The organism is Myroides odoratimimus (assembly GCF_001485415.1).
Taxonomy (GTDB): Bacteria; Bacteroidota; Bacteroidia; order Flavobacteriales; family Flavobacteriaceae; genus Flavobacterium; species Flavobacterium odoratimimum.
Genome location: NZ_BCMQ01000004.1, coordinates 140,548 through 165,635 on the forward strand (window position 1 = coordinate 140,548; position 25,088 = coordinate 165,635).

The 25,088-nt window shown below is 33.8% G+C and carries 22 protein-coding genes; 17 read left to right on the plus strand and 5 right to left on the minus strand.

What is annotated here, in order from left to right:
* Window positions 1–17: 17 nt before the first annotated feature.
* From MODO_RS05415 to MODO_RS05450, 8 genes are all read left to right on the plus strand, one after another.
* Complete coding sequence (locus MODO_RS05415) at window positions 18–812, plus strand: phage tail-like protein (RefSeq protein WP_006261335.1); 795 nt, start codon at window positions 18–20, stop codon at window positions 810–812.
* A gap of 4 nt (window positions 813–816) precedes the next feature.
* Complete coding sequence (locus MODO_RS05420) at window positions 817–1,665, plus strand: phage tail-like protein (RefSeq protein WP_006261334.1); 849 nt, start codon at window positions 817–819, stop codon at window positions 1,663–1,665.
* Window positions 1,666–1,885: 220 nt separating this feature from the next.
* Window positions 1,886–2,194, plus strand: a complete 309-nt coding sequence (locus MODO_RS05425; protein ID WP_059050868.1) for a hypothetical protein — start codon at window positions 1,886–1,888, stop codon at window positions 2,192–2,194.
* A 104-nt stretch (window positions 2,195–2,298) separates the two neighbouring features.
* Complete coding sequence (locus MODO_RS05430) at window positions 2,299–3,363, plus strand: ankyrin repeat domain-containing protein (protein WP_006261332.1); 1,065 nt, start codon at window positions 2,299–2,301, stop codon at window positions 3,361–3,363.
* Between the two features lie 18 nt (window positions 3,364–3,381).
* A complete protein-coding gene (locus MODO_RS05435) occupies window positions 3,382–4,170 on the plus strand; it encodes a GLPGLI family protein (RefSeq protein ID WP_006261331.1) in 789 nt (262 codons plus the stop codon).
* An 89-nt stretch (window positions 4,171–4,259) separates the two neighbouring features.
* Window positions 4,260–5,597: an NCS2 family permease gene (locus tag MODO_RS05440; protein WP_006261330.1), complete on the plus strand. Its 1,338-nt coding sequence runs from the start codon at window positions 4,260–4,262 to the stop codon at window positions 5,595–5,597.
* Between the two features lie 241 nt (window positions 5,598–5,838).
* Window positions 5,839–6,795, plus strand: coding sequence for a ketopantoate reductase family protein (locus tag MODO_RS05445; protein ID WP_006260053.1), 957 nt, complete (start codon window positions 5,839–5,841; stop codon window positions 6,793–6,795).
* Window positions 6,796–6,845: 50 nt separating this feature from the next.
* Window positions 6,846–7,247: a hypothetical protein gene (locus tag MODO_RS05450; RefSeq protein WP_006260054.1), complete on the plus strand. Its 402-nt coding sequence runs from the start codon at window positions 6,846–6,848 to the stop codon at window positions 7,245–7,247.
* A 98-nt stretch (window positions 7,248–7,345) separates the two neighbouring features.
* Here the strand turns inward: MODO_RS05450 and MODO_RS05455 are convergent, their stop codons facing one another.
* Together MODO_RS05455 and MODO_RS05460 are read right to left on the minus strand one after the other, a co-directional pair.
* On the minus strand, window positions 7,346–8,842 hold the full coding sequence (locus MODO_RS05455; RefSeq protein ID WP_059050870.1) for an amino acid permease: 1,497 nt from the start codon (window positions 8,840–8,842) through the stop codon (window positions 7,346–7,348).
* Between the two features lie 196 nt (window positions 8,843–9,038).
* On the minus strand, window positions 9,039–9,608 hold the full coding sequence (locus MODO_RS05460; RefSeq protein WP_006260056.1) for a Crp/Fnr family transcriptional regulator: 570 nt from the start codon (window positions 9,606–9,608) through the stop codon (window positions 9,039–9,041).
* A 414-nt stretch (window positions 9,609–10,022) separates the two neighbouring features.
* On the opposite strand from MODO_RS05460, the gene pyrG reads away from it, so the two are divergent.
* The 3 genes from pyrG to proC all read left to right on the plus strand — a co-directional run bounded on the left by pyrG (window position 10,023) and on the right by proC (window position 14,465).
* Window positions 10,023–11,636, plus strand: a complete 1,614-nt coding sequence (pyrG, locus tag MODO_RS05465; protein WP_006260057.1) for a CTP synthase — start codon at window positions 10,023–10,025, stop codon at window positions 11,634–11,636.
* Window positions 11,637–11,698: 62 nt separating this feature from the next.
* Window positions 11,699–13,606, plus strand: coding sequence for a membrane protein insertase YidC (yidC, locus tag MODO_RS05470; protein ID WP_006265449.1), 1,908 nt, complete (start codon window positions 11,699–11,701; stop codon window positions 13,604–13,606).
* Window positions 13,607–13,655: 49 nt separating this feature from the next.
* Window positions 13,656–14,465 (plus strand): pyrroline-5-carboxylate reductase, encoded by an 810-nt coding sequence (gene proC / locus MODO_RS05475; protein WP_016649312.1) that lies wholly within the window; start codon window positions 13,656–13,658, stop codon window positions 14,463–14,465.
* A gap of 127 nt (window positions 14,466–14,592) precedes the next feature.
* Here proC and MODO_RS05480 read toward each other — a convergent pair whose 3' ends face one another.
* Complete coding sequence (locus MODO_RS05480) at window positions 14,593–15,345, minus strand: SIMPL domain-containing protein (RefSeq protein WP_016649313.1); 753 nt, start codon at window positions 15,343–15,345, stop codon at window positions 14,593–14,595.
* Window positions 15,346–15,674: 329 nt separating this feature from the next.
* Between MODO_RS05480 and mnmA the strand changes: the two genes are divergently transcribed.
* The 3 genes from mnmA to acs all read left to right on the plus strand — a co-directional run bounded on the left by mnmA (window position 15,675) and on the right by acs (window position 19,888).
* Window positions 15,675–16,886: a tRNA 2-thiouridine(34) synthase MnmA gene (gene mnmA, locus MODO_RS05485; RefSeq protein ID WP_036474025.1), complete on the plus strand. Its 1,212-nt coding sequence runs from the start codon at window positions 15,675–15,677 to the stop codon at window positions 16,884–16,886.
* A gap of 14 nt (window positions 16,887–16,900) precedes the next feature.
* A complete protein-coding gene (locus MODO_RS05490; protein ID WP_016649315.1) occupies window positions 16,901–17,842 on the plus strand; it encodes an NAD(P)H-dependent flavin oxidoreductase in 942 nt (313 codons plus the stop codon).
* A gap of 135 nt (window positions 17,843–17,977) precedes the next feature.
* Window positions 17,978–19,888 (plus strand): acetate--CoA ligase, encoded by a 1,911-nt coding sequence (gene acs, locus MODO_RS05495; protein WP_006261323.1) that lies wholly within the window; start codon window positions 17,978–17,980, stop codon window positions 19,886–19,888.
* Between the two features lie 109 nt (window positions 19,889–19,997).
* On the opposite strand, the gene MODO_RS05500 is transcribed toward acs, so the two are convergent.
* Window positions 19,998–20,195, minus strand: coding sequence for a hypothetical protein (locus MODO_RS05500; protein WP_006263693.1), 198 nt, complete (start codon window positions 20,193–20,195; stop codon window positions 19,998–20,000).
* Between the two features lie 13 nt (window positions 20,196–20,208).
* Window positions 20,209–21,570, minus strand: coding sequence for an oxygen-independent coproporphyrinogen III oxidase (gene hemN, locus MODO_RS05505; protein ID WP_059050872.1), 1,362 nt, complete (start codon window positions 21,568–21,570; stop codon window positions 20,209–20,211).
* Between the two features lie 92 nt (window positions 21,571–21,662).
* Here hemN and MODO_RS05510 point away from each other — a divergent pair, with 92 nt between their 5' ends.
* The 3 genes from MODO_RS05510 to MODO_RS05520 all read left to right on the plus strand — a co-directional run bounded on the left by MODO_RS05510 (window position 21,663) and on the right by MODO_RS05520 (window position 25,079).
* Entirely contained in the window at window positions 21,663–22,046 is a 384-nt protein-coding gene (locus MODO_RS05510) for a rhodanese-like domain-containing protein (RefSeq protein WP_059050873.1), read from the plus strand.
* 191 nt (window positions 22,047–22,237) lie between these two features.
* Complete coding sequence (locus tag MODO_RS05515) at window positions 22,238–22,504, plus strand: DUF4834 family protein (protein ID WP_006260067.1); 267 nt, start codon at window positions 22,238–22,240, stop codon at window positions 22,502–22,504.
* Window positions 22,505–22,637: 133 nt separating this feature from the next.
* Window positions 22,638–25,079 (plus strand): YfhO family protein, encoded by a 2,442-nt coding sequence (locus tag MODO_RS05520; protein WP_059050875.1) that lies wholly within the window; start codon window positions 22,638–22,640, stop codon window positions 25,077–25,079.
* Window positions 25,080–25,088 lie beyond the last annotated feature (9 nt).

Genomic DNA, 25,088 nt, shown 5'->3' on the forward strand with positions numbered 1-25,088 from the left:
ATAAAAAGAGAATTGATATGAGATTTTATAAATATATATTGTTTTATTGTTTTATGAGTGTTTCTCTCTTTGCACAGCAGGGGATAAACACTACTTTACCTAACCCTAATGCGGAGTTAACTTTAGGCTCTACAGATAAAGGGATGTTGTTTAATCGAGTGAAACTAGTTAGTTTGAATTCGCCTAAACCGTTATCAGATACTAGTCTAGATGTAGGTGTAACGGTGTATAATACTAATGTGACAGGTGATCTTACAGAAGGGGTTTATTTTTGGTCTAGTGAAAAAAAGTGGACTAAAATTTATTCTAAAAAGACACCTACACGTCTTACTAACTTAGTAGGATACTTTAGGACAAAATCAAGTATAGAAGTTCCATATCAGCAAAGTGTGCAAATGAAGGATCTAGATTTTGAATATACTGCTTTAGAAGATGGAGTTTTGTTTTTAGAATATTTAATGGTAGCCTATGTTACTTATCAACCAGGTAATGCTACTTTACAAGGGGCTACAGATGCACTCTTCGAGACTATAATCACTGACTCTACTAAAAAAGAGATTTCTAGAGAGTATTGTGCTATTTCTCCTTATATGGTTGTGCCTGGTGATGGAAACAAAGCTGTGACTGCCGTAGGTATATATTATGTTAATGTAAAGAGAGGGGAGAAATATACGGTTAATACTTTTGCTAGTAATGTTTATGCTGGACCAAATGCTAATAAATTTAAGAATATGGTAGGTAACCTTGTTGGTCCAAATAGTAATTATCAATCGTCTTTAAAGGTTACGTTTTTGTCAGAACTTACGAATTAAAATTATGAAAAAGGAAATAGTAAAAAGGATTTGTCATGTCCTAACAGTAATGATTACATTATTCAATGTTTGTATGACTAATGCACAAGTAGGGTTGGGTAATGCTGTACTACCTATTAAAGAGGCGGATCTGACCTTAGAGTCTGACAATAAAGGATTATTAATAAATAGAGTGAAGCTAGTAAGTATGACCTCTGCTGCACCATTAGATCCTGCACATATGGAGGCTGGGATGATAGTTTATAATACAGTTGATACAGGAGATTTAAGAGAGGGGTTTCACTACTGGACAAGTGAGAATAGATGGATGCGTATGTATGTAAAAACCTCACCTAGTAGAGATATGCAATTTGTAACTTTTAAACTGACTAATAAGCAATATGATTTACAAAGTAAAACTACCACTCCTACAGTAGTGAATATGACAGAATTTGATTATGACTATGTAGCAGATAGAGATGGATTGTTATTTTTAGAGTTCGTTATTTATGGTGATATGAGTAGTAGTGAGAGAGCAGCTGCAAATATAATATGTACAACTGAAGTTACTGATAATACTGGAACTGTTGTTTTTACGGGTAATACTGTGCACTCACCATTATTAGTTACAGATTCGGGATTTAACTCTAGTGTAGGTATTTCTAATTTTAGTATAGAGGTTAAAAAAGGCAAAACATATAAGATTCGAACGAAAGCTACGGAGACGAATTATCCTGGTAAACAATATCATTATACTCTGAATAATGATGATAAATGGCTCTACTTTGAACCTAGGGTAGGAGATTTTGATTGGGCTCCGATTATGGCTCACTCTTCTATGAAGGTCACCTTTATGACTGAACCAATTTTGTAAGTATTGGTTTCTTATTAACTAATATAATTGTTTTGTATATTAATAGAGAAACGTCTAAATAAAAACTAAACCGAGTCTGTAGAGTCTCGGTTTTTTTGTGACTTTAGTCTTTAGGAGGTAAAATCTTAGATGTTTTCTTAATGAAGCCATCTTGACTTCATGTCTTATAGCTTGGTATGCTTTAATTTGTAACTGGTTGATATTTAACCATTTTTTTATTGTGTTTATTTGGGGTTTTGATAGAGGGAGAGAGCCACTAAATGTAGAAGAAGTTAGCTACGAAAAAGTTAGCTACGAAAAAGTTAGCTACGAAAAAGTAGAAGCTATAGTTGAAGAGGAAGAAGTAATTAGCGAAGATAATGTAGAAGAATTGGTATTAGAAGAAGAGGATAATGGTGATGGAAAAAGGGGATATGTTTATCGCAAACTAGTTAAAGAAAGAAGCTATTTTTTATTAGATATGTTTAGGATAAAGAGTTCTTATGGTTTATATACAATACCTTTTGATTTGAAGAAGCATTGCAGATAGTTTTGATTTTGGTGCTTAGTTTTAATAAATATTATTTATAGTTTAAATTATATTGCATTATTCTTTGTATATTCGGGTTGAAAAAAGAAAAAGAAAAGTTGTAAATGGCAAAGAAGAAGAAAACCCTACCCAAGGACTTTCAAGAATTAGTAGATGCTAAGGATATGAAAGCGTTAAAGAAAGTATTTGACACTTGTGAGATAGATGCACGCGGTGGTTATAGTAAGCATACTGCCTTGAGTTTTTATCATGTCAAGGATGAGTTTGTCCGTTGGATGGTGGAGAATGGAGCTGATCTGGAAGCTGTAGATACATATAAGCGAACAGCGCTACATGAACACGCTAGTAGACGCAATGGAAGTATAGCTGTTTTCTTAGAATTAGGAGCTAATATACATGCTGTGGATACCTATGGCACTACGCCATTACACTTTGCTGCAGGGTATGGACTTAATAAGGACGCTGTAAAGAGATTGATAGAAGTAGGAGCTAATATTCATGTTTTAGACTCTTATAAAGAAACACCTTTAAAATGCGCATTGAGACGTGCTAGTAATATTGACTTACCTGCTTTAGTAGAAATCACTAAGTTACTTTTACCATTTACAAAAGAGATTACGTTAGGATTAAAAGATGATGTTACTCGTATAGGAGAACGCTTTGAATTTCATAGAGAAAATTTTAATAAAGAGTTTGTAGTAGATAGCGATAAAGCTTTGACTGCTTTATATGAACTATTCGATGTCACGCCTGTTAAAAGACGTATTATGCACGATGGAGTATCTAAAATAGAAGTAGCAGGTACTACGTGGGAAGAACAGTTTGAGGAACTTTGGGACTACTTAATTCCTTCTAAGGGTAAAGCCAAGACTGTGCAAGGAGAAGTAGTGCGTATAGCAGGGAAGGTTCGCGATGAAATTTATAGAAATGGAGGGGGCAATTGGGATGCTGATTTTAAAAAGATGTTAGATGCTTTCTTAGTGTATGTATCTTCTTCGAATGCATTGTCTCAAAAGGAGCTAGAAGACATCACTGCGTTAGTAAAGGAAATTCGAAAAAGTGGTGATGGTGAAACGAGAGAGCTTAATTATCTATGTGAATCGGCGAATAATTGGGTACTTAAGAATAGCAATCCAATAAAATTAGGTGAAGTGAAGTATAAGAGATAATCTTTAATGATAATTGATATGAAGTATTTGTATTTATTACTGTTTTCTAGTTGTATTCTATCTGCTCAAGAGTTTAAGGAAGTAGAAGTGATGAGATATTATTATGAAAGCAAGGTCTTAACTGATAAATCTGTAGGTAAAATTAAGGATGGGACAGCTGTTGTTGATGTGCTAGAGGATCAATCTCGATTTATGGATTATGCATCTTATGAGAGAGAGAGATGGCGACTAACCAAATCAGAGAATACTTCTAAAGAAGAGATTATGCAAAAAGTAGTGTCTTATGTACCTGTTTTTAATTGGTTTGTAATGACAGATAAGGATACCAATACCTTTTATGATAAGATAGGGCGATTACATAACTACTATAAAGAAGATAGAAATGAAATCAAGTGGGATATCAAAGCAAGTAAACTAAAGTGGTATGATTATGACGTGCAAGAGGCAACTGCTACGTATGGAGGAAGGGAGTGGACAGTATGGTTTACACAAGGTATTGCAGGGCAAGTAGGTCCTTATAAGTTCAATAATTTACCAGGATTCGTAGTAAAGGCTTGGGATACCGAAGGACAGTATTCTTTTGAATTTTTAAATAGTCAAAAGATTAAAGTGATTTGGGATGTAAATGAAATAGGGACTTATACAGAATCTTCTAAAGAGAAGACAAAGAAGGCCATGAGTATCAATGCTAATAAGACCTTTTTAAGTGATTTAGAGGGAACTGGTATAACTATAGGTGAAAAAGGGCAAGAGAGTTTAAATGTAAAGAAGGCAAATTATATAAATCCTATAGAACGCGATTATTAGATATAAAGGCCGATATAATTCTTTATTTTAATTAGAATTGGTTAAATCTTCTTATTTTTGTATGCTTTAAAAAGCAACAACACAACACAATGAAGAATTTTCTTGAGCGCTACTTTCAGTTGAGTAGCAATGGTACTACTATTAAACGAGAGTTTATAGCAGGTATCATCACGTTTCTGACCATGTCTTATATCTTGGTTGTGAATCCAAATATCTTAGCAGATGCAGGGATGGATAGAGAAGCGTTATTTACCACAACTGCCTTAGCTACAATCGTAGCAACCTTATTAATGGGTTTTTATGCAAAGTTACCCATAGCGCAGGCACCAGGAATGGGACTGAATAGTTTCTTTGCTTATTCAGTAGTTTTGACCTTGGGATATACTTGGCAGTTCGCTTTAACGGCTGTATTTATAGAAGGAATTATTTTCTTGTTATTGACGTTTTTTAATGTACGAGAACTTATTGTTAGAAGTATACCGAAAGTTTTAAAAGAAGCAATACCCGCAGGTATTGGGTTATTCATTACTCTTATAGGACTGAAGAGCGCAGGTGTAGTTGTATCTGATCCTAATACCTTAGTGAGATTAGGAGATTTTGGTCAGCATACTGTATGGATGACTTTCATTGGACTTATCGTGACGAGTATTTTATTAATCCGAAATGTGAATGGAGCTATTCTATTTGGTATTTTGAGTGCTACTGTTTTTGGGTTGATATTAGGGGATGTAGCATTGCCGACTAGTATTGTCGCGTTGCCACCTTCTATAGAGCCTATCTTTGGAGAGGCGATTAAACCTATGTTTACAGCAGAGGGATGGAATCAGATACTGTCTATTGATATGGTGGTAGTGGTGTTTACATTCTTATTCGTAAATCTATTCGATACTGTAGGGACGTTAATCGGAGTTATTTCTAAGACTAATTTGGCCGATAAGAATGGTAACTTTCCGCAGATGAAAAAAGCCTTATTTACTGATGCGATGGGGACTACAGTAGGATCTATCTTAGGAACGAGTTCTGTTACTTCTTATGTAGAGAGTGCATCAGGAGTAGCTTCTGGTGGGCGTACAGGATTAACTGCAGTAAGTGTGGCTGTTATGTTTGCGTTAGCTTTATTCTTAGGGCCTATCTTTTTGATTATTCCAGCTGCTGCAACAGCTCCGGCTTTAATCATAGTGGGGTTATTCATGATTTCGTCTGTGACTAGAATCAACTTTGAGAAACTATCAGACGGATTGCCTGCATTCTTAACGATCGTTTTTATGCCTTTTACTTACAGTATTGCTGAAGGGATTGTATTCGGTATGTTGAGTTATACCATACTAAAAATAGGAGCAAAAGAGCACAAGGATATTACGCCAACTGTCTATGTATTATCGATACTTTTCTTAGTAAAGATTGTGTTGGATGTGGTGACAAAATAAGTTTTTTTGTGATGTTGTTTTTCTGTTTTTTCGTTTAAGAGAACTATCTTTTACAAGTAAATAGAATTACAGCATAACATATCTGTTTACGGTTTGCGGTGAACAGTTTACAGTATTGCCCTACGGGCATAATGTACTTAGATGACAGAATAGGCTAATAGTTGGTATGATAAACTTAACTAGATCACGATTTCACGACATCACAAAAAAACGATTTCACAAAAAAACAAAAAACAAAATAATGAAAGATAAAAAGAGAATAACAATAGTAGGACTTGGTGGTGTAGGAGGGTTTTATGGAGGATTATTAGCTCATCAATATCAAGATAGTACAGATGTAGAGATATGCTTTATCGCAAGAGGGAAGCACCTTGAAGTAATAAAGGAAAAGGGATTAACTATTTTGTCAAAAGATAGTGAAGTGGTGGGGTACCCTAGTATCGCTACTTCTCAGTGGAGTGATATTGAGCATACAGATTATATTATCCTTGCGACTAAGGGATATGATTTGTCTCAAACGATAGAGGATATGAAATCAGCAGTAGGTGAACATACTGTGATTATTCCGTTGTTAAATGGAGTAGAGGCTTATGAGCAACTGAGAGCTGTATTTGGCGCTTCTAGAGTATGGCAAGGGTGTACGTATATGGTTTCTCGTCTAAAAGAAGCAGGGGTAATTGATAATCCGAGTGGTAGACAACGCATTCTGTTTGGCCTAGATGGTCAAATATCTCAAGAGATGAAAGACTTGGAAACAATTCTAAAAACTGCTGGTGTACATGCTGAAGCGACTTCTTCTATATCTAAGGAGGTGTGGGAGAAGTATATTTTAGTCTCTTCTTCTGCTATGGCTACTGCTTATTATGATAGTAGTTTTGGTGGTGTGATGGAGCATCATCCAGAAGAAATGAGACAATTAATCACAGAGGCTTCTGCTATCGGTAAGAAGAAAGGAGTTGCTCTTGGTGAAGATGTAGTTGAGGTTATTATAGAGCGTTTAAAGGCAATTCCGTATGAGTCAACAACATCTATGCACAGTGATTTTGCTGCTTTTAAAGAGCACAATGAACTTGGTATAATGGGAGGTTATATGGTGAAGCAAGGTGTTGCACAGGGAGTGGAGACCCCAATGTATAAGAAGATGTGTAACTATCTAGTAGTGCACTCTGGAGAGAAATATGTAGGAATAGGAAACTAAATAGTAAGATAAAATAAGTACTAGAGTTAGGTTATAAATTAAGAGAGGGTATGAGAAAAATTGGGGTATTGTTAATTTTGTGTTTAGCAAGTAATATCTATGCACAAGAAAAAGGAAGAAAAGAAAGAGTATCTATAAAATTAGACGTGGAAGATGCGACAATGTTAAATAAAGAGAATGCAATTGACTTACAGGAGTATATCGAAAGTGTTTATTTGAGCTCTACAAAGTTCTTTAATCAAGGGGCATTACCATTAGTAGAAAAAGGTGAATATGCTGTTGTATTAGTAGATTCTGAAGGGAATAATGAACTAAAAAAATCTTCTGATTTTAAAGGTATAGCTGTAGATAAGATAGAGAGTTTTGAATACAAAAAGGTTCCTGGGAAAGATTTTATCAATGGAACTTTTGCTACAAGCTTCGGAATAATAAGTATTAAAATTAAGAGTTAATGCATTACTTTATAATTACTAAAAAAAGCGTGAGTTAGATAATAACTCACGCTTTTTTATTTTGATTGTTGTTTCCTGTTATTCGTTTTCAGTAAATATTATCTATCTAAATCCACTTCTTTAAGAGGAATAAGCTTTGTTTTGAATTTTAGCTTATGGTATAAGTAGAAGGCTAAGAAGAATGGAATCCCCATATAAGTGATTAGCATTCCTCTCCAGTCAAATATTCCCTCCATAATTAGTTTAGAATCTTGTCCTATGATTACTAATATACATAAGAATAAGGCAAATAATGGACCAAAAGGGAACCATTTTGCTTTATAGACTAGTTGGTCTAGACTTTTGTTTTGAGCGTGGAATGCTCTTCTAAATCTATAATGACTAATCGCTATTCCTAACCAAGCTATAAAACCTGTCAGTCCTGATGCAGCTAGAATAAAGTCTACAGCATTAGGATGTGTAGATTGTACTGTGAATATTAATAGTACTACAACTCCAGTAGCAATTAGGGCGATCATCGGTACACCGTGTTTGTTCGTTCCACCAAAAGCCTTGTGTGCCATTCCATCTTTCCCCATCGCATATAGCATACGAGTAGAGGCATAAAGGCCAGAATTACCTGCTGATAGAATAGAAGTAAGAATAACAGCATTCATCACAGCTGCTGCAAAGGCTAAATGTGCTTTTTCGAATACTAATGTGAAAGGTGATTTTGCAATCTCAGAAATATCTGCTCCTAATAGAGAAGGACTTGTATAAGGGATGATTAATCCAATAACGAATATGGCTAAGATATAGAATACTAAGATTCTCCAGAATACTTGTTTAATGGCTTTAGGTATATTCTTTTCAGGGTTTTCTGATTCACCTGCAGTAATACCGATTAACTCAGTTCCTTGAAATGAGAAACCTGCAATTAGGAATACGCCTAATACACTTAAGAATTTACCTGAGAATCCGCCTCCTAAAATAGGAGCATCACCTAACGTAAAGTTTTTGAACCCGATGTATTCACCACCTAGTATTCCGAAAATAGTCAATAATCCAATTCCTAAGAATAAAACAACAGTCACTACTTTAATAATAGCAAACCAATATTCTGATTCTCCATAAGCTTTAACAGATAACATATTTAATCCAAAGATGACTAAGAAGAAGAGCAGGCTCCAACCCCAAGTAGGTAAGAATCCTAGAGGCTCCCAATACGAAATAACCACTGCTGCAATAGAGACATCTACTGCTACTGTAATAACCCAATTAAACCAATAGTTCCAACCTAAAGCAAAACCTAGTGAAGGATCAACAAATCTAGCGGCATAAGTACTAAACGAACCTGATACGGGTAAGTAAGTAGCCATCTCTCCTAATGAGGTCATTAAGAAATACACCATAAGACCAATCATGGCATAGGCTAATAGAGCACCACCTGGACCTGCCTGATGTATGGCTTCTCCACTTGCCATAAATAAACCTGTTCCGATACATCCTCCAATTGCAATCATGGAAAGGTGTCTAGCCTTTAATCCACGAACTACTTCTTGATTTTTATTTTGATTTTCCATTGTTACTATTTGTTGCAAAAGTATAAAACACATTAGGTTAATTCTAATGAAATTGCTTATTAATTTGAATTAAAGATAATAAAATAAGCGAAATATTGTGTCTTAAATATAATTTTAAGCTAAATAAAATGTAATAATCAGAATATAATTTATGTCAAAACAAAGGCGAGCAAATATTATTCTATGAAAAAGGGATTGCTTCGAATATTATTAGATTGATAAAAAAGGGTTATTTTTTTAAGAATTCACTGCGAATTCTACTCAAACTTACTTGAGTTACTCCTAAAAATGAAGCAATATACTTCAGCGGAACTCTATTTAAGAGTGAAGCATCTCGTTCTAAAAGGTCAATATAACGTTCTTTAGCTGATTTAATTTGTCTCAGAATAGAACGTTCTTCTGTCTTTAGAAGTTCTATCTCAGCAAACTTTCTTCCCCAGTTCGCAATCTCAATATCTGTTGAGTAGAGCTGTTCTAATTGACTTATTTTAGTGAAATAGAATGTACTATCTTCTATTAAGTCAATCGTTTCATAACTAGGTTTGTTTAGAATATAATTATACATCGATAGGGCTGGATCTCCATCTTTTCCAAACCAAAAGGTCAATTCTCTATCTTCTTGAATAGCATAAGCTCTAACTAATCCATTTTTGATAAAATAGAAATAGTTTTCATGTTTTTCATATTCAGATAATAGGTAATTTTTAGGGAAAGAGATTTCTGTAAAAACAGCAGTTAATTTCTCTTTAGCAGATTTTGAAAGAGGATATATATTATCGATAATTTGTTCTATGATCATTTAGCTTGATTTATTGTTTTCTATTGTTTTTGAGTTTATCTCAAAAAAATATTTACTATATCGTTTTTTGTTGTATTACTTCCTTTTTAGGAATGCATAAGTGTTAAAATTCTTATAATACAATGGTGATGAAATAATCTGTTTTAAAATTTAACAATTGAGTCTTCTGTCATTAGAATAGGCAATGTTGTATTTATAAGCAATTAATATACAAAAGTATATACTAATGAGATATAATGCATGATTTTTTTATGCAGTTGTGAATAATCTTGTTAGAAGTATAATATTGATGATTTGGAGAGGATAAGTTAGTTGTTGATATTTTTTTAGCTAATCTAAAATTAGAAGAATAGCTCGGAATGTTGTATTTTTGCCAAGTTTTATTGTTAACAACACAGCTAATACACACACTAAATGAAACAAACTAAGTATATTTTCGTTACAGGAGGAGTTACATCTTCTTTAGGAAAAGGAATCATAGCAGCTTCTTTGGCTAAGCTATTACAAGCGCGCGGATATTCAGCCACTATCCAGAAATTTGATCCGTATATTAATGTGGATCCAGGAACACTTAACCCTTATGAACACGGGGAGTGTTTTGTAACAAATGATGGCGCAGAGACTGATCTTGATTTAGGTCACTATGAGAGATTCTTAAATGTACCTACTTCTCAAGCGAATAATGTTACTACAGGACGCGTTTATCTTTCTGTAATAGAGAAAGAGAGAAGAGGAGAGTTTTTAGGAAAGACGGTACAGGTAGTTCCTCATATCACGAATGAGATTAAAGAACGTATGCAGCTTCTAGGTAAATCAGGTGACTATGACATCGTGATTACTGAGATAGGTGGTACAGTAGGGGATATTGAGTCTTTACCTTATATTGAGTCTGTACGTCAGTTATTATGGGAGTTAGGAGATAATAACGCTATCGTAGTCCACTTGACTTTAGTACCTTATCTAGCAGCAGCAGGAGAGCTTAAAACTAAGCCAACTCAACACTCTGTGAAAACTTTAATGGAGAGCGGTATTAAGGCAGATATTTTGGTTTGTCGTACAGAGCATAACTTAAGTACTGAGATACGTCAGAAGTTAGCACAGTTCTGTAATGTAAAACCAGAAGCTGTTATTCAGTCTATCGATGCTGATACTATCTATGATGTGCCAAACTTAATGCTACAAGAAGGTTTAGATAGAGTAGCTCTTAAGAAATTAGATTTACCAGAGAAGACATCTCCAGATTTAGTGAAATGGAATGAGTTTATCCATAAACTTAAAAATCCATTGCATGTAGTAAATGTAGGGCTAGTAGGTAAATATGTAGAATTACAAGATTCTTATAAATCTATTTTAGAAGCATTAGTACACGGTGGTGCTGAAAATCAAATAAAAGTAAATATCGTTTCTATTCAATCTGATAATATCAATGCTAATAATGTAGCAGAGAAATTAAAGAACTTAGATGCTGTGTTAGTAGCACCAGGTTTTGGCTCTCGTGGTATTGAAGGAAAAATAGAGACTGTAAAATATGTAAGAGAGAACAAGATACCATTCTTAGGTATTTGTTTAGGTATGCAGATGGCTGTAATCGAATACGCAAGAAATGTATTGGGGTATGCTTCTGCTAATACTACTGAGGTGAATGAAAGTACTCAATATCCTGTAATTACTTTTATGGAAGATCAAAAGAATATTACAGATAAAGGAGGTACAATGCGTCTAGGTGGATGGGATTGTAAATTAAAAGAAGGTTCTAAAGCTTTTGAAATTTATGGAGAAAGTCTAATCAATGAGCGTCACCGTCATAGATATGAATTTAATAATCAATATTTAGAAGATTTTGAAAAAGCTGGTTTAATAGCTTCTGGATGGAATCCTGATACAGGACTAGTAGAAGTGGTAGAGTTAGATACTCATCCATTCTTCGTAGCTGTGCAGTTCCACCCTGAATATAAAAGTACAGTGGCAAAACCACATCCACTTTTTGTAAGCTTGGTTAAGGCAGCAATTGATAATAGAACAAAATAAGTTCTAAAGGTAATAAGCAAGTATTATTACAGCGAAAAATTTGATAAACTACAAATTAAGTAATGGAAGGAAAAAAATTAGATCGTAACAGTATTGTCGGCTTTGTTATTATAGCCGGGTTGCTAATTTGGATGATGTTGAATAATATCAACAAAGAAAAAGAAGCTATCGCTCAGGACAAAGAGGTAGCCAAAAAAGAGATAGTTAAAGAAGCTGAGTCTGAGAAAATTTCAAGTGCTATAAGTAATCATGTAGAGGTGGATTCTGTTCAGAATACTGCTTTACAAGCTGCTTTAGGCCCATTTGCTTATAGTGCAACATTACCATCTGCTCAAGGAGGTAAAACAGAACTTAAGAATGAATTACTGACTTTAGTTGTTGAAAATAAAGGAGGTAGTTTATCAAATGTTGTAATCAATAACAATGCTCGTTTTAATAAAAACTCTAAAGAACTAGTAGAGTTAATTAAAGATAATAACGCTGAGTTTAATTTAGAGTTATATACGAAGGACAACAAAAAGTTTAATACAAGAGACTTGTTCTTTGAACCTGAATTAACAAAAGAAGGGGAGAATCAAGTGTTATCTATGCGTTTAAAAGTATCAGCTACTGAGTTTTTAGAGTATAGATATGTATTAAAGCCAGATGACTATATGTTAGACTTTACTATTCGTACACAAGGATTAAGTAGAGTTATTAATACAGCAGAGACACCAGCATTAGACTGGAGCTTAAAAGCATATAGTAATGAGAAGAGTATTACTTATGAGAACCAATATACTCGTGTATACTATGAGTATGAAGGAGGAAAAGATAACAGTCTAAGTAATACAAGTAAAGATGACAGTACTGAAGCTAAAAATGTAAGTTTCGTTGCATTTAAACAACACTTCTTCGCTTCTGTTTTAATTACAGATAAAGCTTTTGATACAGCTAGTTTAAAATCAGCTAACTTGGTTCATGATGAGGCAGTAGATACTGTTTACACTAAACAGTTTAATGCAAAAATGCCTTTAGCTTATACAGGTGGAGAGTTAAACTATGATATGAAGTGGTTCTTCGGACCAGCTGATTATAAATTATTAAAGTCTTATGATCAAGGACTAGATAAGATTGTTCCTTTAGGATGGGGGATCTTTGGATGGTTAAACCGTTTCTTATTTATTCCAGTATTCGGAGTATTGAGTTCATTCTTACCTTATGGTATTGCTATTATTGCATTAACTGTACTTGTGAGATTATTAATTTCTCCATTGACTTATAAGTCTTATGTTTCTCAAGCAAAAATGAAAGCAATTCGTCCAGAAGTGAATGAGTTGAACGAAAAATATAAGAATGATCCAATGAAGAAGCAACAAGAGACAATGAATTTGTACTCTAAAGCAGGAGTTAACCCAATGGCAGGATGTATTCCAGCATTGTTACAGATTCCTATCTTCTATTCATTGTTCCAATTCTTCCCATCAGCATTTGATTTGAGACAAAAATCATTCTTATGGGCAGATGACTTATCATCTTATGACCAGATTTTAGAATTGCCTTTCCGTATTCCATTCTATGGTAACCACGTGAGTTTATTCCCTATTTTAGCTTCTGTTGCAATCTTTATATATATGAAGATGACTACAGGAGACCAACAAATGGCGGCACCAGCTCAAGAAGGAATGCCTGATATGAGTAAAATCATGAAGGTGATGATCTATATCTCTCCATTGATGATGTTATTCTTCTTTAATAACTACGCATCAGGATTGAGTTTGTACTACTTTATTTCTAACTTGATTACAATTGGTATTATGTATGTTATTAAAAACCATATTGTAAAAGAAGATAAGATTAAAGCTATCATTGAAGACAATAAAACGAAAGAACGTCCTAAAGGTAAGTTCCAACGTAAAATGCAAGAAATGATGCAACAAGCACAAGAGCAACAAAAATTACAAGAAGAAAGAAAGAAGAAAAATAAATAATTCTTTTATATTTAACACCTCTGATCAAATTCAGAGGTGTTTTTTTTTTATGAAGATTGCAATTATAGGAATGGGAAACATGGGGAGCACGTTTGCCAATGGGTTTATTAACTCTAGGTTTATTAACCCATCAGATGTATTGATATACACGCGTTCACAGAAGGCTACAGAAGATAGTCGTAATATTCATCAGTTGTCTTATCGCTATCAATTAGATGGTGATATAGGATCATGTGACATTGTTATCGTTGCAGTGAAACCCCAGGACTTTTCTATACTAGTTGCAGATCTAAAGAAATATGTAAATAAAGATCAGATAGTCGTTTCTGTGATGGCAGGTATCTCTATAGATCGTTTAAAAGAAGATTTAGGAATCGAAAAAATAGTTCGTTCCATGCCTAATCTGCCTACTCAGATAGGTAGAGGTATGACTGTTTTTACTGCTTCAGAAGAATTAGATCGAAAAGAGTTGTTCATTATTCAGAACTTAATTAATACCACAGGTAAGTCTGTATATGTGTCTGAAGAGAATAAAATAGATGCAGCTACTGCGGTATCAGGTAGTGGACCTGCTTATGTGTTTTATTTTATGGAAGCCATGATACAGGCAGCAATATCTTATGGCTTTGAACCGTCACAAGCAGAATTGTTAGTGAAGCAAACCATATCAGGTGCTCTTGGCCTATACGAAGCTAATTCGTTATCTACACAAGATTGGATAGCGAAAGTTTCTTCTAAGGGTGGTACTACTGAGCAAGCGATTAAGTATTTCAATGAAGAAGAAGTATTACAAAAATTAGTGGAAGGAATTCATAGAGCAAAAGCCCAATCTGAGTTACTGGGTAAGAAATTAGGGTAGGATGCTATTGAGTTAGATTATAGATAATATTTTGGTTTCTGAATAAAAAAAGCCTCTATGTTTAAATATATTTAAACATAGAGGCTTTTTTAGGTAAGGAAAAAGTAAGTTCTTTTTAGAATAGTTGTTATTCTAGAAAGAAAACAATAGTGCTTACTACTCTCGCTTTTTGAGTATAAGGTTCTTTATTTGCATTATTCATTTCTTCTTCATCAAAATAATATCTTCCAGCAATAGTGATTTGTCCTTGTGAGGCTGTTTTTATTTTGCCTAATTTTGCTTGTGAATCGTTAGCAAACTGCTCACCAGCGATGCGTGCATTCTTTGTGCTTTCAGCTATTAGTTGTGGTTTAATCGAATTTAATTCAGGGAAAGAATAAATAGAATTTATATTTGAAGTCAAATCTTTACTAATTAAATCTAACTTAATTTGTGAAGCTTTGTTTTCTGTCTCTTTTATATCAGTCATTTCAAGGTTTAGTTGCTGCGTAATAGAATATCTATCTATTTTTACTGACACTTGTCGTCCATTTTCCCGACGGAATTCGTAATATTTTTCTTTATCATTTACTTCTATATTATCGATTTTAATATTTTCTTTTTGATAACCAAGATTAGTTAGATGAGTAATAATTGCCTCTTTTTTCTGTTCTGTTTGTTTCATTATTTGTTGTAAATCATCACCAGAAATAGAAAAATCAATAATAATGGTAGCAGAGGTTGCCATCACATTCATTTCTGCTAATCCTTTTACAGTGACTATACGATCTTTATCACTAAATGTTTTTAACCCTTTGAAAATAAAAAGGCCTAATAAAGTAAAGCTCAATAATAGAGAAGAGCCTAAGACAAGTGATTTAGCTAAAGTTTTGTTTTGCATGATAATTGAATATTACTGTGTCTTTATAATAAATTTATTTTATGTGATTCAAATTACATAAAAAATACCAATAATGTAGTGTTATTAAATATGAATTAACTTAATTTTTTTACATATAATGTGTTTTTGTGTTATTTGTTTAATCTAGTGTAGAGGAAGGTACTTTAGAAAGGGATAGTATTAAGAAGAATTAGAGTATTAAATTCTAAAGCATTACCTCAGATAGTATAGTTTTTATCTATGCTAAAGTCATAATTAAAAGATAAGATAAATTCAAAAGCTTTTTGTATTGCGGCATTTCTCGTAAATTTGCCACAATATTTTTTATTATGAAGAAAAGAGTAGTAGTAGGTCTTTCGGGAGGTGTAGACTCAAGTGTCGCAGCTTATTTACTGAAAGAACAAGGGTATGAAGTTATTGGACTCTTCATGAAAAACTGGCACGATGATTCTGTGACAATTTCTAATGAATGTCCATGGCTAGAAGATAGCAACGATGCTTTAATGGTCGCTGAGAAGCTTGGGATTCCATTCCAAACAGTTGACTTAAGTGAACAATATAAAGAGAAGATTGTAGACTATATGTTTAAGGAGTATGAGAATGGTCGTACCCCTAATCCAGACGTATTGTGTAATCGCGAGATTAAGTTTGATGTATTTATGAAAATAGCATTGACTTTAGGAGCAGATTATGTCGCTACAGGGCATTATTGTCGCAAAGATGAAGAGGTCATTACCAAAGAAGATGGAACACAGGAGACAGTATATAGACTGTTGGCTGGTGTAGATCCTAATAAAGATCAGTCTTACTTCTTATGTCAGTTATCTCAAGAGCAATTAGCGAAGGCACTATTTCCAGTTGGAGAGTTGTTGAAACCACAAGTACGTGAGATAGCAGCTAAGATGAACTTAATCACAGCAGACAAAAAAGATTCTCAAGGATTGTGTTTTATTGGTAAGGTGAGATTGCCAGAATTCTTACAACAGCAGTTGAAAAGAAAAGATGGGCTTATCTACGAAATACCAAAAGATTCGTCTATCTATACGAAAGAGGAAGAGACATTCTCTACATTAGAGGATGCTTTATACAGTGAAGCTAAATCAATTGTATATACACCTGAAATGGGTAAAAAGGTAGGTGAGCACTTTGGAGCACACTTCTTTACTATTGGTCAACGCAAGGGACTAAATGTGGGAGGTACTGCTGAGCCATTGTTTATTATAGGTACTGATGTAAAGGAGAATATTATTTACACAGGTCAAGGAAGTGATCACCCAGGATTGTTTCACAAAGCATTATTTGTAAAAGAATCAGAAATTCATTGGATTAGAGAAGATTTAGCATTGCAAGAAGGAGAAACAATGTCTATATTAGCACGTATAAGATATCGCCAACCTTTGCAAAAAGCTACTTTACACAAGATGAAAGAAGGTATGTACGTTCGTTTTGACGAACCGCAATCCGCTATCACAGAAGGACAATTTGTATCTTGGCATATCGAAGACGAACTAATTGGTTCGGGTGTTATTTCGAAACTATAAACAACCAAAATACAATGAAAAATAAGTTAGTAGATCTTTTTAAAATTCAGTATCCTATCGTACAAGGAGGAATGATTTGGAACAGTGGTTATAAGTTAGCTAGTGCAGTGAGTAATGCTGGTGGATTAGGGCTTATTGGGGCTGGTTCAATGTATCCTGAGGTACTAAGAGAACATATCCAGAAGTGTAAGAAAGCAACTGACAAACCATTTGGAGTAAATGTCCCTATGTTATATCCTAATATAGAGGAGATCATGAATATCATTGTAGAAGAAGGAGTGAAAATTGTCTTTACTTCTGCAGGTAATCCTAAAACATGGACTCCATTTTTAAAACAACATGGGATAACAGTAGTGCATGTAGTTAGTTCTTCTAAATTTGCATTAAAAGCCGAAGAAGCAGGTGTTGATGCGATAGTAGCAGAAGGGTTTGAAGCTGGAGGACATAATGGAAGAGAAGAAACTACTACGCTTACTTTGATTCCTATGGTTCGTGAGAAGATCACGGTTCCTTTAATTGCGGCTGGAGGTATCGCTACAGGAAGAGGAATGCTTGCGGCTATGGTACTTGGTGCAGATGGAGTACAAATGGGAACGCGATTTATCGCTTCTAAAGAGAGTTCTGCTCATGATAACTTTAAGAATCTTCTATTAGATGTACAAGAAGGGGATACTGTTCTTACTTTAAAAGAACTTGCGCCCGTACGTTTAATTAAGAATGAGTTTTACACAGGACTTCAAGCCTTGTATGCTAAGAATCCATCAGTAGAAGAATTAAAAGAATATTTGGGTAGGGCTCGAGCTAAAAAAGGAATGTTTGAAGGAGATTTAGTAGAAGGTGAACTAGAAGTAGGGCAAATATCAGGTCTGATACATAAAATAGAACCAGTAGGAGATATTATTAAAAATATCATTGCAGAGTTTGATCAAGCAAAGAGAGATATAGCTCAGTTATAGGGTTTATTTAAATAACGAAAGTCATACAATATTTTTTAATCTTAAAAATATTGTATGACTTTTTGCTATTTATTACTAAAATCATATATTTAAGAGCTAAAAAAAATATTACATAAAAAAAATCACAACTAAAATATGAGTTATTATAAAATAGAAAATCTAGAACAATACTTTAAACACTATAAAAAATCCGTTAGAGAGCCTCGTAAGTTCTGGGGAAAGATAGCAGAGGAAAACTTCGTTTGGTATCAAGTGTGGGATAAAGTATTCGAGTTTGATATGGAGGAATCTAAATTCCAGTGGTTTGTTAATGCTAAATTGAATATCGTAAAGAACTGTATTGATCGTCATCTTGCAAAAAGAGGAGAGAAAGCAGCTATTATATTTGAACCTAATAATCCAGAAGAGCAAGCAGAAACTATTACCTATAATGACTTATACAATAGAGTGTGTAAGATGGCTAATGTGCTAAAAGAGCAAGGGGTTAAAAAAGGAGATCGAGTATGTATCTACCTCCCTATGATACCTGAGTTAGCGGTTAGTATGTTGGCATGTGCTAGATTAGGAGCGATACACAGTGTTATATTCGCTGGTTTTTCTTCATCTGCTGTGACGAAGCGTATTAATGATTCTGAATGTAAATTTGTTATAACATCCGATGGGAGCTTTAGAGGAAATAAGACTATTCCATTAAAACCAATTATCGATGAAGCATTAGACTCTTGTCCTGGCGTAGAGAAAGTACTTGTAGTGAAGAGAACAGGTGCTGAAGTCGCTTTTAAAGAAGGAAGAGATATGTGGTTAGCACCTTTATTAGAAGAAGCGTCTAATAATCATGTAGCTCAAGTAATGGATGCAGAAGATCCTTTATTTATTTTGTATACTTCTGGTTCTACAGGTGCTCCAAAAGGAATGGTGCATACTACAGCAGGGTATATGGTGCAAACGGCTTATTCTTTTAAAAACATTTTTGACTATAAAGAAGAGGATATCTTCTGGTGTACTGCTGATTGTGGTTGGATTACGGGGCATTCATATATTATTTATGGACCTCTATTAAATGGTGCGACTACAGTGATGTTTGAAGGAGTACCATCTTATCCAACGCCTAGTAGATTCTGGGATATCATTGATAAGTATAAAGTAACTCAATTCTATACAGCTCCTACAGCTATTCGTTCGTTGATGACAGAAGATTACAGTTATGTGAATTCACATGATTTGTCTAGTTTAAGAGTTATTGGTTCGGTAGGAGAGCCTATTAATGAGGAAGCTTGGCACTGGTATAATGACCATGTAGGAAAGAAGAGATGTCCTATAGTGGATACTTGGTGGCAGACAGAAACAGGAAGTATCTTAGTTTCTCCACTGCCATTTATTACACCTACTAAGCCTACTTATGCGACTTTACCATTACCTGGTATACAAGCCGTATTAATGGATGAGAAGAGAAATGAGATAGAAGATAATCAGGTAGACGGATCATTGTGTATTAAATTCCCTTGGCCTTCCATGGCTCGTACTATTTGGGGAGATCATGAGCGTTATAAAGAGACTTACTTTGGTCAGTTTCCAGGTAAATACTTTACAGGAGATGGAGCTTTAAGAGATGAAGTAGGATATTATAGAATTACAGGACGTGCAGATGATGTTGTTATTGTCTCAGGACATAATCTAGGAACTGCACCTATAGAAGATGCGATTAATGAGCATCCAGCTGTAGCAGAAAGTGCTGTAGTAGGATATAAACACGATATCAAAGGAAACGCTTTGTATGGATTTATTACCTTGAAAGTGGAAGGGGAGACTCGTGATAGAGAAAATCTTAAACGCGAGATTAACCAGTATATATCAAGTCATATTGGGCCAATCGCTAAGTTAGATAAGATTCAGTTTGTGGATAGTTTGCCTAAAACAAGATCTGGTAAAATTATGAGAAGAATACTTCGTTCTATTTCTAATGGAGAAACAAAAGAGTTCGGTGATGTATCAACACTTATTAACCCAGAGGTGATAGAAGTGATTATGAACAATAAAGTTGAGTAATCAATAGCCTATAAATAATAAAAAGTCCTTAATCGTAAGATTAAGGACTTTTTTTATACTATCGTTTACCTGAGAGTAAACAATAAACAAATGACAATTCGAATGATGGTTACAGGTTCTTTTGATCCTGTATTTTAGCTGCTTTTTTTACAGAGTAAACTAAATAAGCTATAAAAATAATAAAACCTATATAAGACAGCCAGTTGTGTTGGATAGACCATAAGTTATCCATATCTAGATTATATATTCCAGAAACTAATCCTAGTAATACCAGGAAGGTAATTATCTTCTCAATATTTTTATTCATTTTACTTATTTTATTAGATAGTCATTGAGAACAACTGCCTTTGAGGTTTATTCTTTTGTAATCTTAAATCAAAAGCCATACATACATTTCTAACAAATGCACGCCCTTTAGTTGTTATCTTAATGTTATATCCTTTAATTTCAATTAATTCATCTCTTTCTAGTTCCTTAAGTTCTTCTAATATAGGATTGAAATCAATGCTATCAATATCCATAGTTAGATCTGTATTTAAAGAACACATTAAATTTAAGATATGTTTTCTAATAATCAAATCTTCTTTGTTTAATATATGCCCTTTTGTAACAGGAATAATATGTTGATCTAATAGTTGATAATAAGTATCAATGTCTTTTTCATTTTGAGCAAAAGCATACCAGCTGTCACTGATAGAAGATACACCTAAGCCTATCATTACTTGAGTTTTAGAAGAGGTGTACCCCATAAAGTTTCTATGGATATGCCCTGTATTCATAGATTTATAAAGAGAATCTGATTTTAAAGAAAAATGATCCATTCCTATTTCAACATACCCGTTTTTAAGAAGAAGCTCTTTTCCTTTTTCATACAGTTGACGCTTCTCAGTATCCTTAGGCACATCTTCATCATTAAATCCACGTTGACCATTTCCTTTTATCCATGGCACATGTGCATAACTATAAAATGCTAAACGATCTGGAGAAAGAGACTTTGTCTTCTCAATAGTGTCGATCACATGCTCTAATTTTTGGAAAGGAAGTCCATAAATAATATCATGTGAAATAGAAGTATAACCAAGCTCCTTAGCCCATAGTGTTACTTTTGCAACATTGTGAAAGCTTTGTTCTCTATGAATTGCTTTCTGAACTTCAGGATTGTAATCTTGTACACCAAAACTCACTCTTCTAAAACCTAGATTGTATAGAGTAGATAAGTGTTCTTTAGTTGTATTATTTGGATGTCCTTCAAAACTAAATTCATATTCTTTAGCAATATTAGCTTTCGCTTTAATACCTTCAATTAGCTTAGTCAAATGTTGTGGCGAAAAGAATGTAGGAGTCCCTCCCCCTAAGTGGATTTCTTTGATAATAGGTTTTTCATCAAATAATGCACAATATAAATCCCATTCCTTAAGAAGAGCATCTATATATGGACTTTCTACTTCATGTCTTTTGGTAATTCTCTTGTGGCAGCCACAAAACGTACATAAGCTTTCGCAAAATGGCAGATGGATATAGATACTTATTCCTTCTTTTTGATTGGACTCAATGAATGATCTCTTTAAAGAATCAATCCATTTATCTGCAGAAAAAGAGGTCTCATCCCAGTAAGGAACAGTGGGATAACTAGTGTATCTAGGACCAGGTACATTATACTTTTGTATAAGAGAAACTGACATATTTATTTTATATTTGTAACAAATGTATAGTAATGTTAAATCGCATACTATGATATTTGTCATTTTTGTTAAACTATAAACTAACCTATATTATGAAAAAATATAACGCTTTTTGGCTTTCATTTATTGCTACTATTTTAATTACAGTAAGTGGTTATAGCCAAGAAAAGGCAGCTCATTTATTGAGCAATGAGAATTTTAAAAAAGCGATTGAAGCGACAGAAGTTCAGTTACTTGATGTTAGAACGGATAAAGAGTTCAGCGAAGGAACTATAGAGTATGCAAAAAATATCAATGTGCTAGAGGAGGACTTTATTGATAAAACTAAAACGCTATCTAAAGAAGAACCAGTATATATTTTCTGTAAATCAGGAAAGAGAAGTGAGAAGGCTAGAAATATTCTTTTAGAACAAGGTTTTAAAACAGTATATGAGTTAGACGGAGGATATACTAAGTGGGAAGAAGCAAAGAAATAATACAGATTCCCATATAATAGGGAGATCAATATAAGCAGATGAAGTCATTGATTTACTTGTTTATAATGAAATCAATAAAGTAGGGTTACAAATAAAATAAAGGAAGGAGTAAGGATATTTATCAATAATTTAAGAATCATCATTGCTATTATGCGGTTATAATTACTATTTTTGGTAAAAAGAAGGAAATTATGGGATTTATTAAAACACTTATTATTATTGTTCTGATATACTACGCATTTAAAATAGCGATGCGTTATTTGTTTCCTGTATTAATATACAAGGCTGCAAAAAAAGCAGAACAGAATTTTCAACAGAGACAACAACAGTACAATCCATATAACAACAATCAAGAAACAGAAACGTATACTAATACTGCAAGTCAGCATAATAAAGTACCACGTTCGACAAAAGTTGTTGGAGAGTATGTAGACTTCGAAGAAGTAGATTCGAAGTAATTCATAGATATAGTATAAAGCCCTCAAGAGCAGTGCCTCTTGAGGGCTTTTTTATATATATAATAAAACTATAGGCTTCCCTTTAAAGCCATTTGAAATTTACTTATTTTAGCATACTTAAATAGTAGTATAAATGTCATCAGAAACAACGAATACGTTTAAAAGAATTTATCCACATCTATTAGTGGTTTTAGGTTTTATAGTAGTAGCACTACTTTATTTTTCACCTGTTTTATCTAATAAGGTAATTTACCAATCCGATATTGTACAATATACTGGAATGGCAAAAGAGCAAATAGATTTTAGAGAACAAGTTAAAGAAGAGCCTTATTGGACAAATAGTGCTTTTGGAGGAATGCCAACCTATCAATTAGGAGCTAAATTTCCTCATAATTATGTGAAAGATTTAGATAGCATAATTCGTTTTTTACCTAGACCTGCAGATTATTTATTTATCTATTTTATCGGATTCTATATTCTATTGGCTTCTCTAGGAATGAAGCCTTTGAGATCATTTATAGGAGCACTAGCTTTTGGTTTTTCTACCTATCTGATTATTATTTTAGGAGTAGGGCATAATGCTAAAGCTCACGCTATTGCTTATATGCCGATGGTATTGGCAGGAGTGCTTTTAGTGTTTAGGAAGCATTATATAAAAGGGGGATTGCTAACTCTATTTGCAGCCGCTTTAGAAATTAGTGCAAACCACTTCCAGATGACCTATTATTTACTATTATTACTTATCGTAGTGGGAGTATTTTATATGGTCAAATATATAAGAGAAAAAGATTATAAAGCGATAGGTACATCAATAGCTGTATTAGTAGGAGCCGCTATTCTAAGTATAGGAGCGAATGCTACTAATCTGATGGCTACTTCAGAATATACTAAGTTTAGTACGCGTAGTAATAGTGAGCTAACGTATCAACCTGATGGTTCTGTAAAGGAATCGTCTAATGCGATGAGCTATGATTATATCACGGAGTATAGCTACGGTATTTTTGAAAGTTTAAACTTGATAGCACCTCGTTTGACAGGAGGGGCGAATAATGAGCATTTAGACATAGATTCTAATGTATATAAATTGTTTAAGTCAGTAGGCGCTAGTGATCAACAAGCAAAAGAAATGGCAAGTAGTTCACCTACTTATTGGGGAGATCAACCTATTGTTGCAGCACCAGCTTATATAGGAGCTGTTGTATTCTTTTTGTTCTTAATCGGAATTTTTGCAGAGAAGAGAAGTATTAAGTATGTTTTCATAATAGGGGCAGTCTTTTCTTTATTGTTATCATGGGGTAAGAACTTCTCTATTCTGACAGACTTCTTTATTAACTATTTCCCATTGTATAATAAGTTTAGAGCAGTGTCTTCTATTCAAGTAATACTTGAATTATGTGTACCTGCCTTAGCTATTATTGGGCTATATGCTTATAGTAAGTTAGCAAAAGAAGAGCAGTTGTCGGTTTTAAAGAAATCAGGTATCGTAGCTGGATCTATCCTAATATTGTTGTTTTTAGTAAAAGGGTCTTTAAGCTTTGCAGGCTTAAATGACGGTTATTATAGAGGAGCTTATGGTGAGATAGGACCAGGATTTATTAGTGCTTTAATAGAAGATAGAAAAGCAATGTATACGGCAGACCTTATTAGAAGTTTTGTTTTAATTGCTTTAGCTGCAGGGGCTTTGTTCTTATCAACTAAAGAAAAGATTAAGCCAGTTGTTGCAGTAATTATTATTGGTGTATTGATGGTAGGAGATTTAGTATTAGTGGATCGTAAGTATGTAAATGACTCAAACTTTGTACTAGCTTCTCAAATGTCTCAACCTTTCCAGGCGACACCGGCTGATAAGGTGATACTAAATGATACAGAGCATTTTAGAGTGTATGAGTTAAATGGAGGCTTTAATAGTGCGAGAAGTTCATTCTTCCATCATTCTTTAGGTGGATATCATGCGGCGAAACCTCGTAGAATGCAAGAGCTAGCAGATTATCAATTGAATCAACATTCTAATATGGAAGTGTTGAATATGATGAATGTGAAGTATATCATTCAGAAGGATGAAGAGGGACGTGATGTTCCATTATTAAATGATAATGCGAATGGGAATGCGTGGTTTGTATCTAGTATTCAAAAAGTGCAAGATGCAAATGAAGAAATGAAAGCATTGGATAAGTTGAAAACAAAAAATCAGGCTGTATTGAATACAACGATGTTTAAAGATGTACAGTTAAAAGATACATATGCTGTGGATTCTTTAGCTCGTATTGAGTTAAAAAGTTATGCTCCGAATAAGATAGTTTATGAGTCAACTAACAGTGCTGATGGAGTAGCAGTATTCTCTGAAATCTATTACCCACAAGGTTGGATTGCTAAAGTAGATAATACAGAGGTGCCAATCTTTGCTGTAGATTATGTATTAAGAGGAATAGAGTTATCAAAGGGGAAACACACTATCGAATTTACTTTTGAACCACAAGTAATCAAAACAGGTAGTAGAATAGCCCTAGGATCGAGTATTCTTATTTTCTTGATTACAGTAGGAGGAGCATATCTTTTAGTTAAGAAGAAGGAATAGATTTACAGT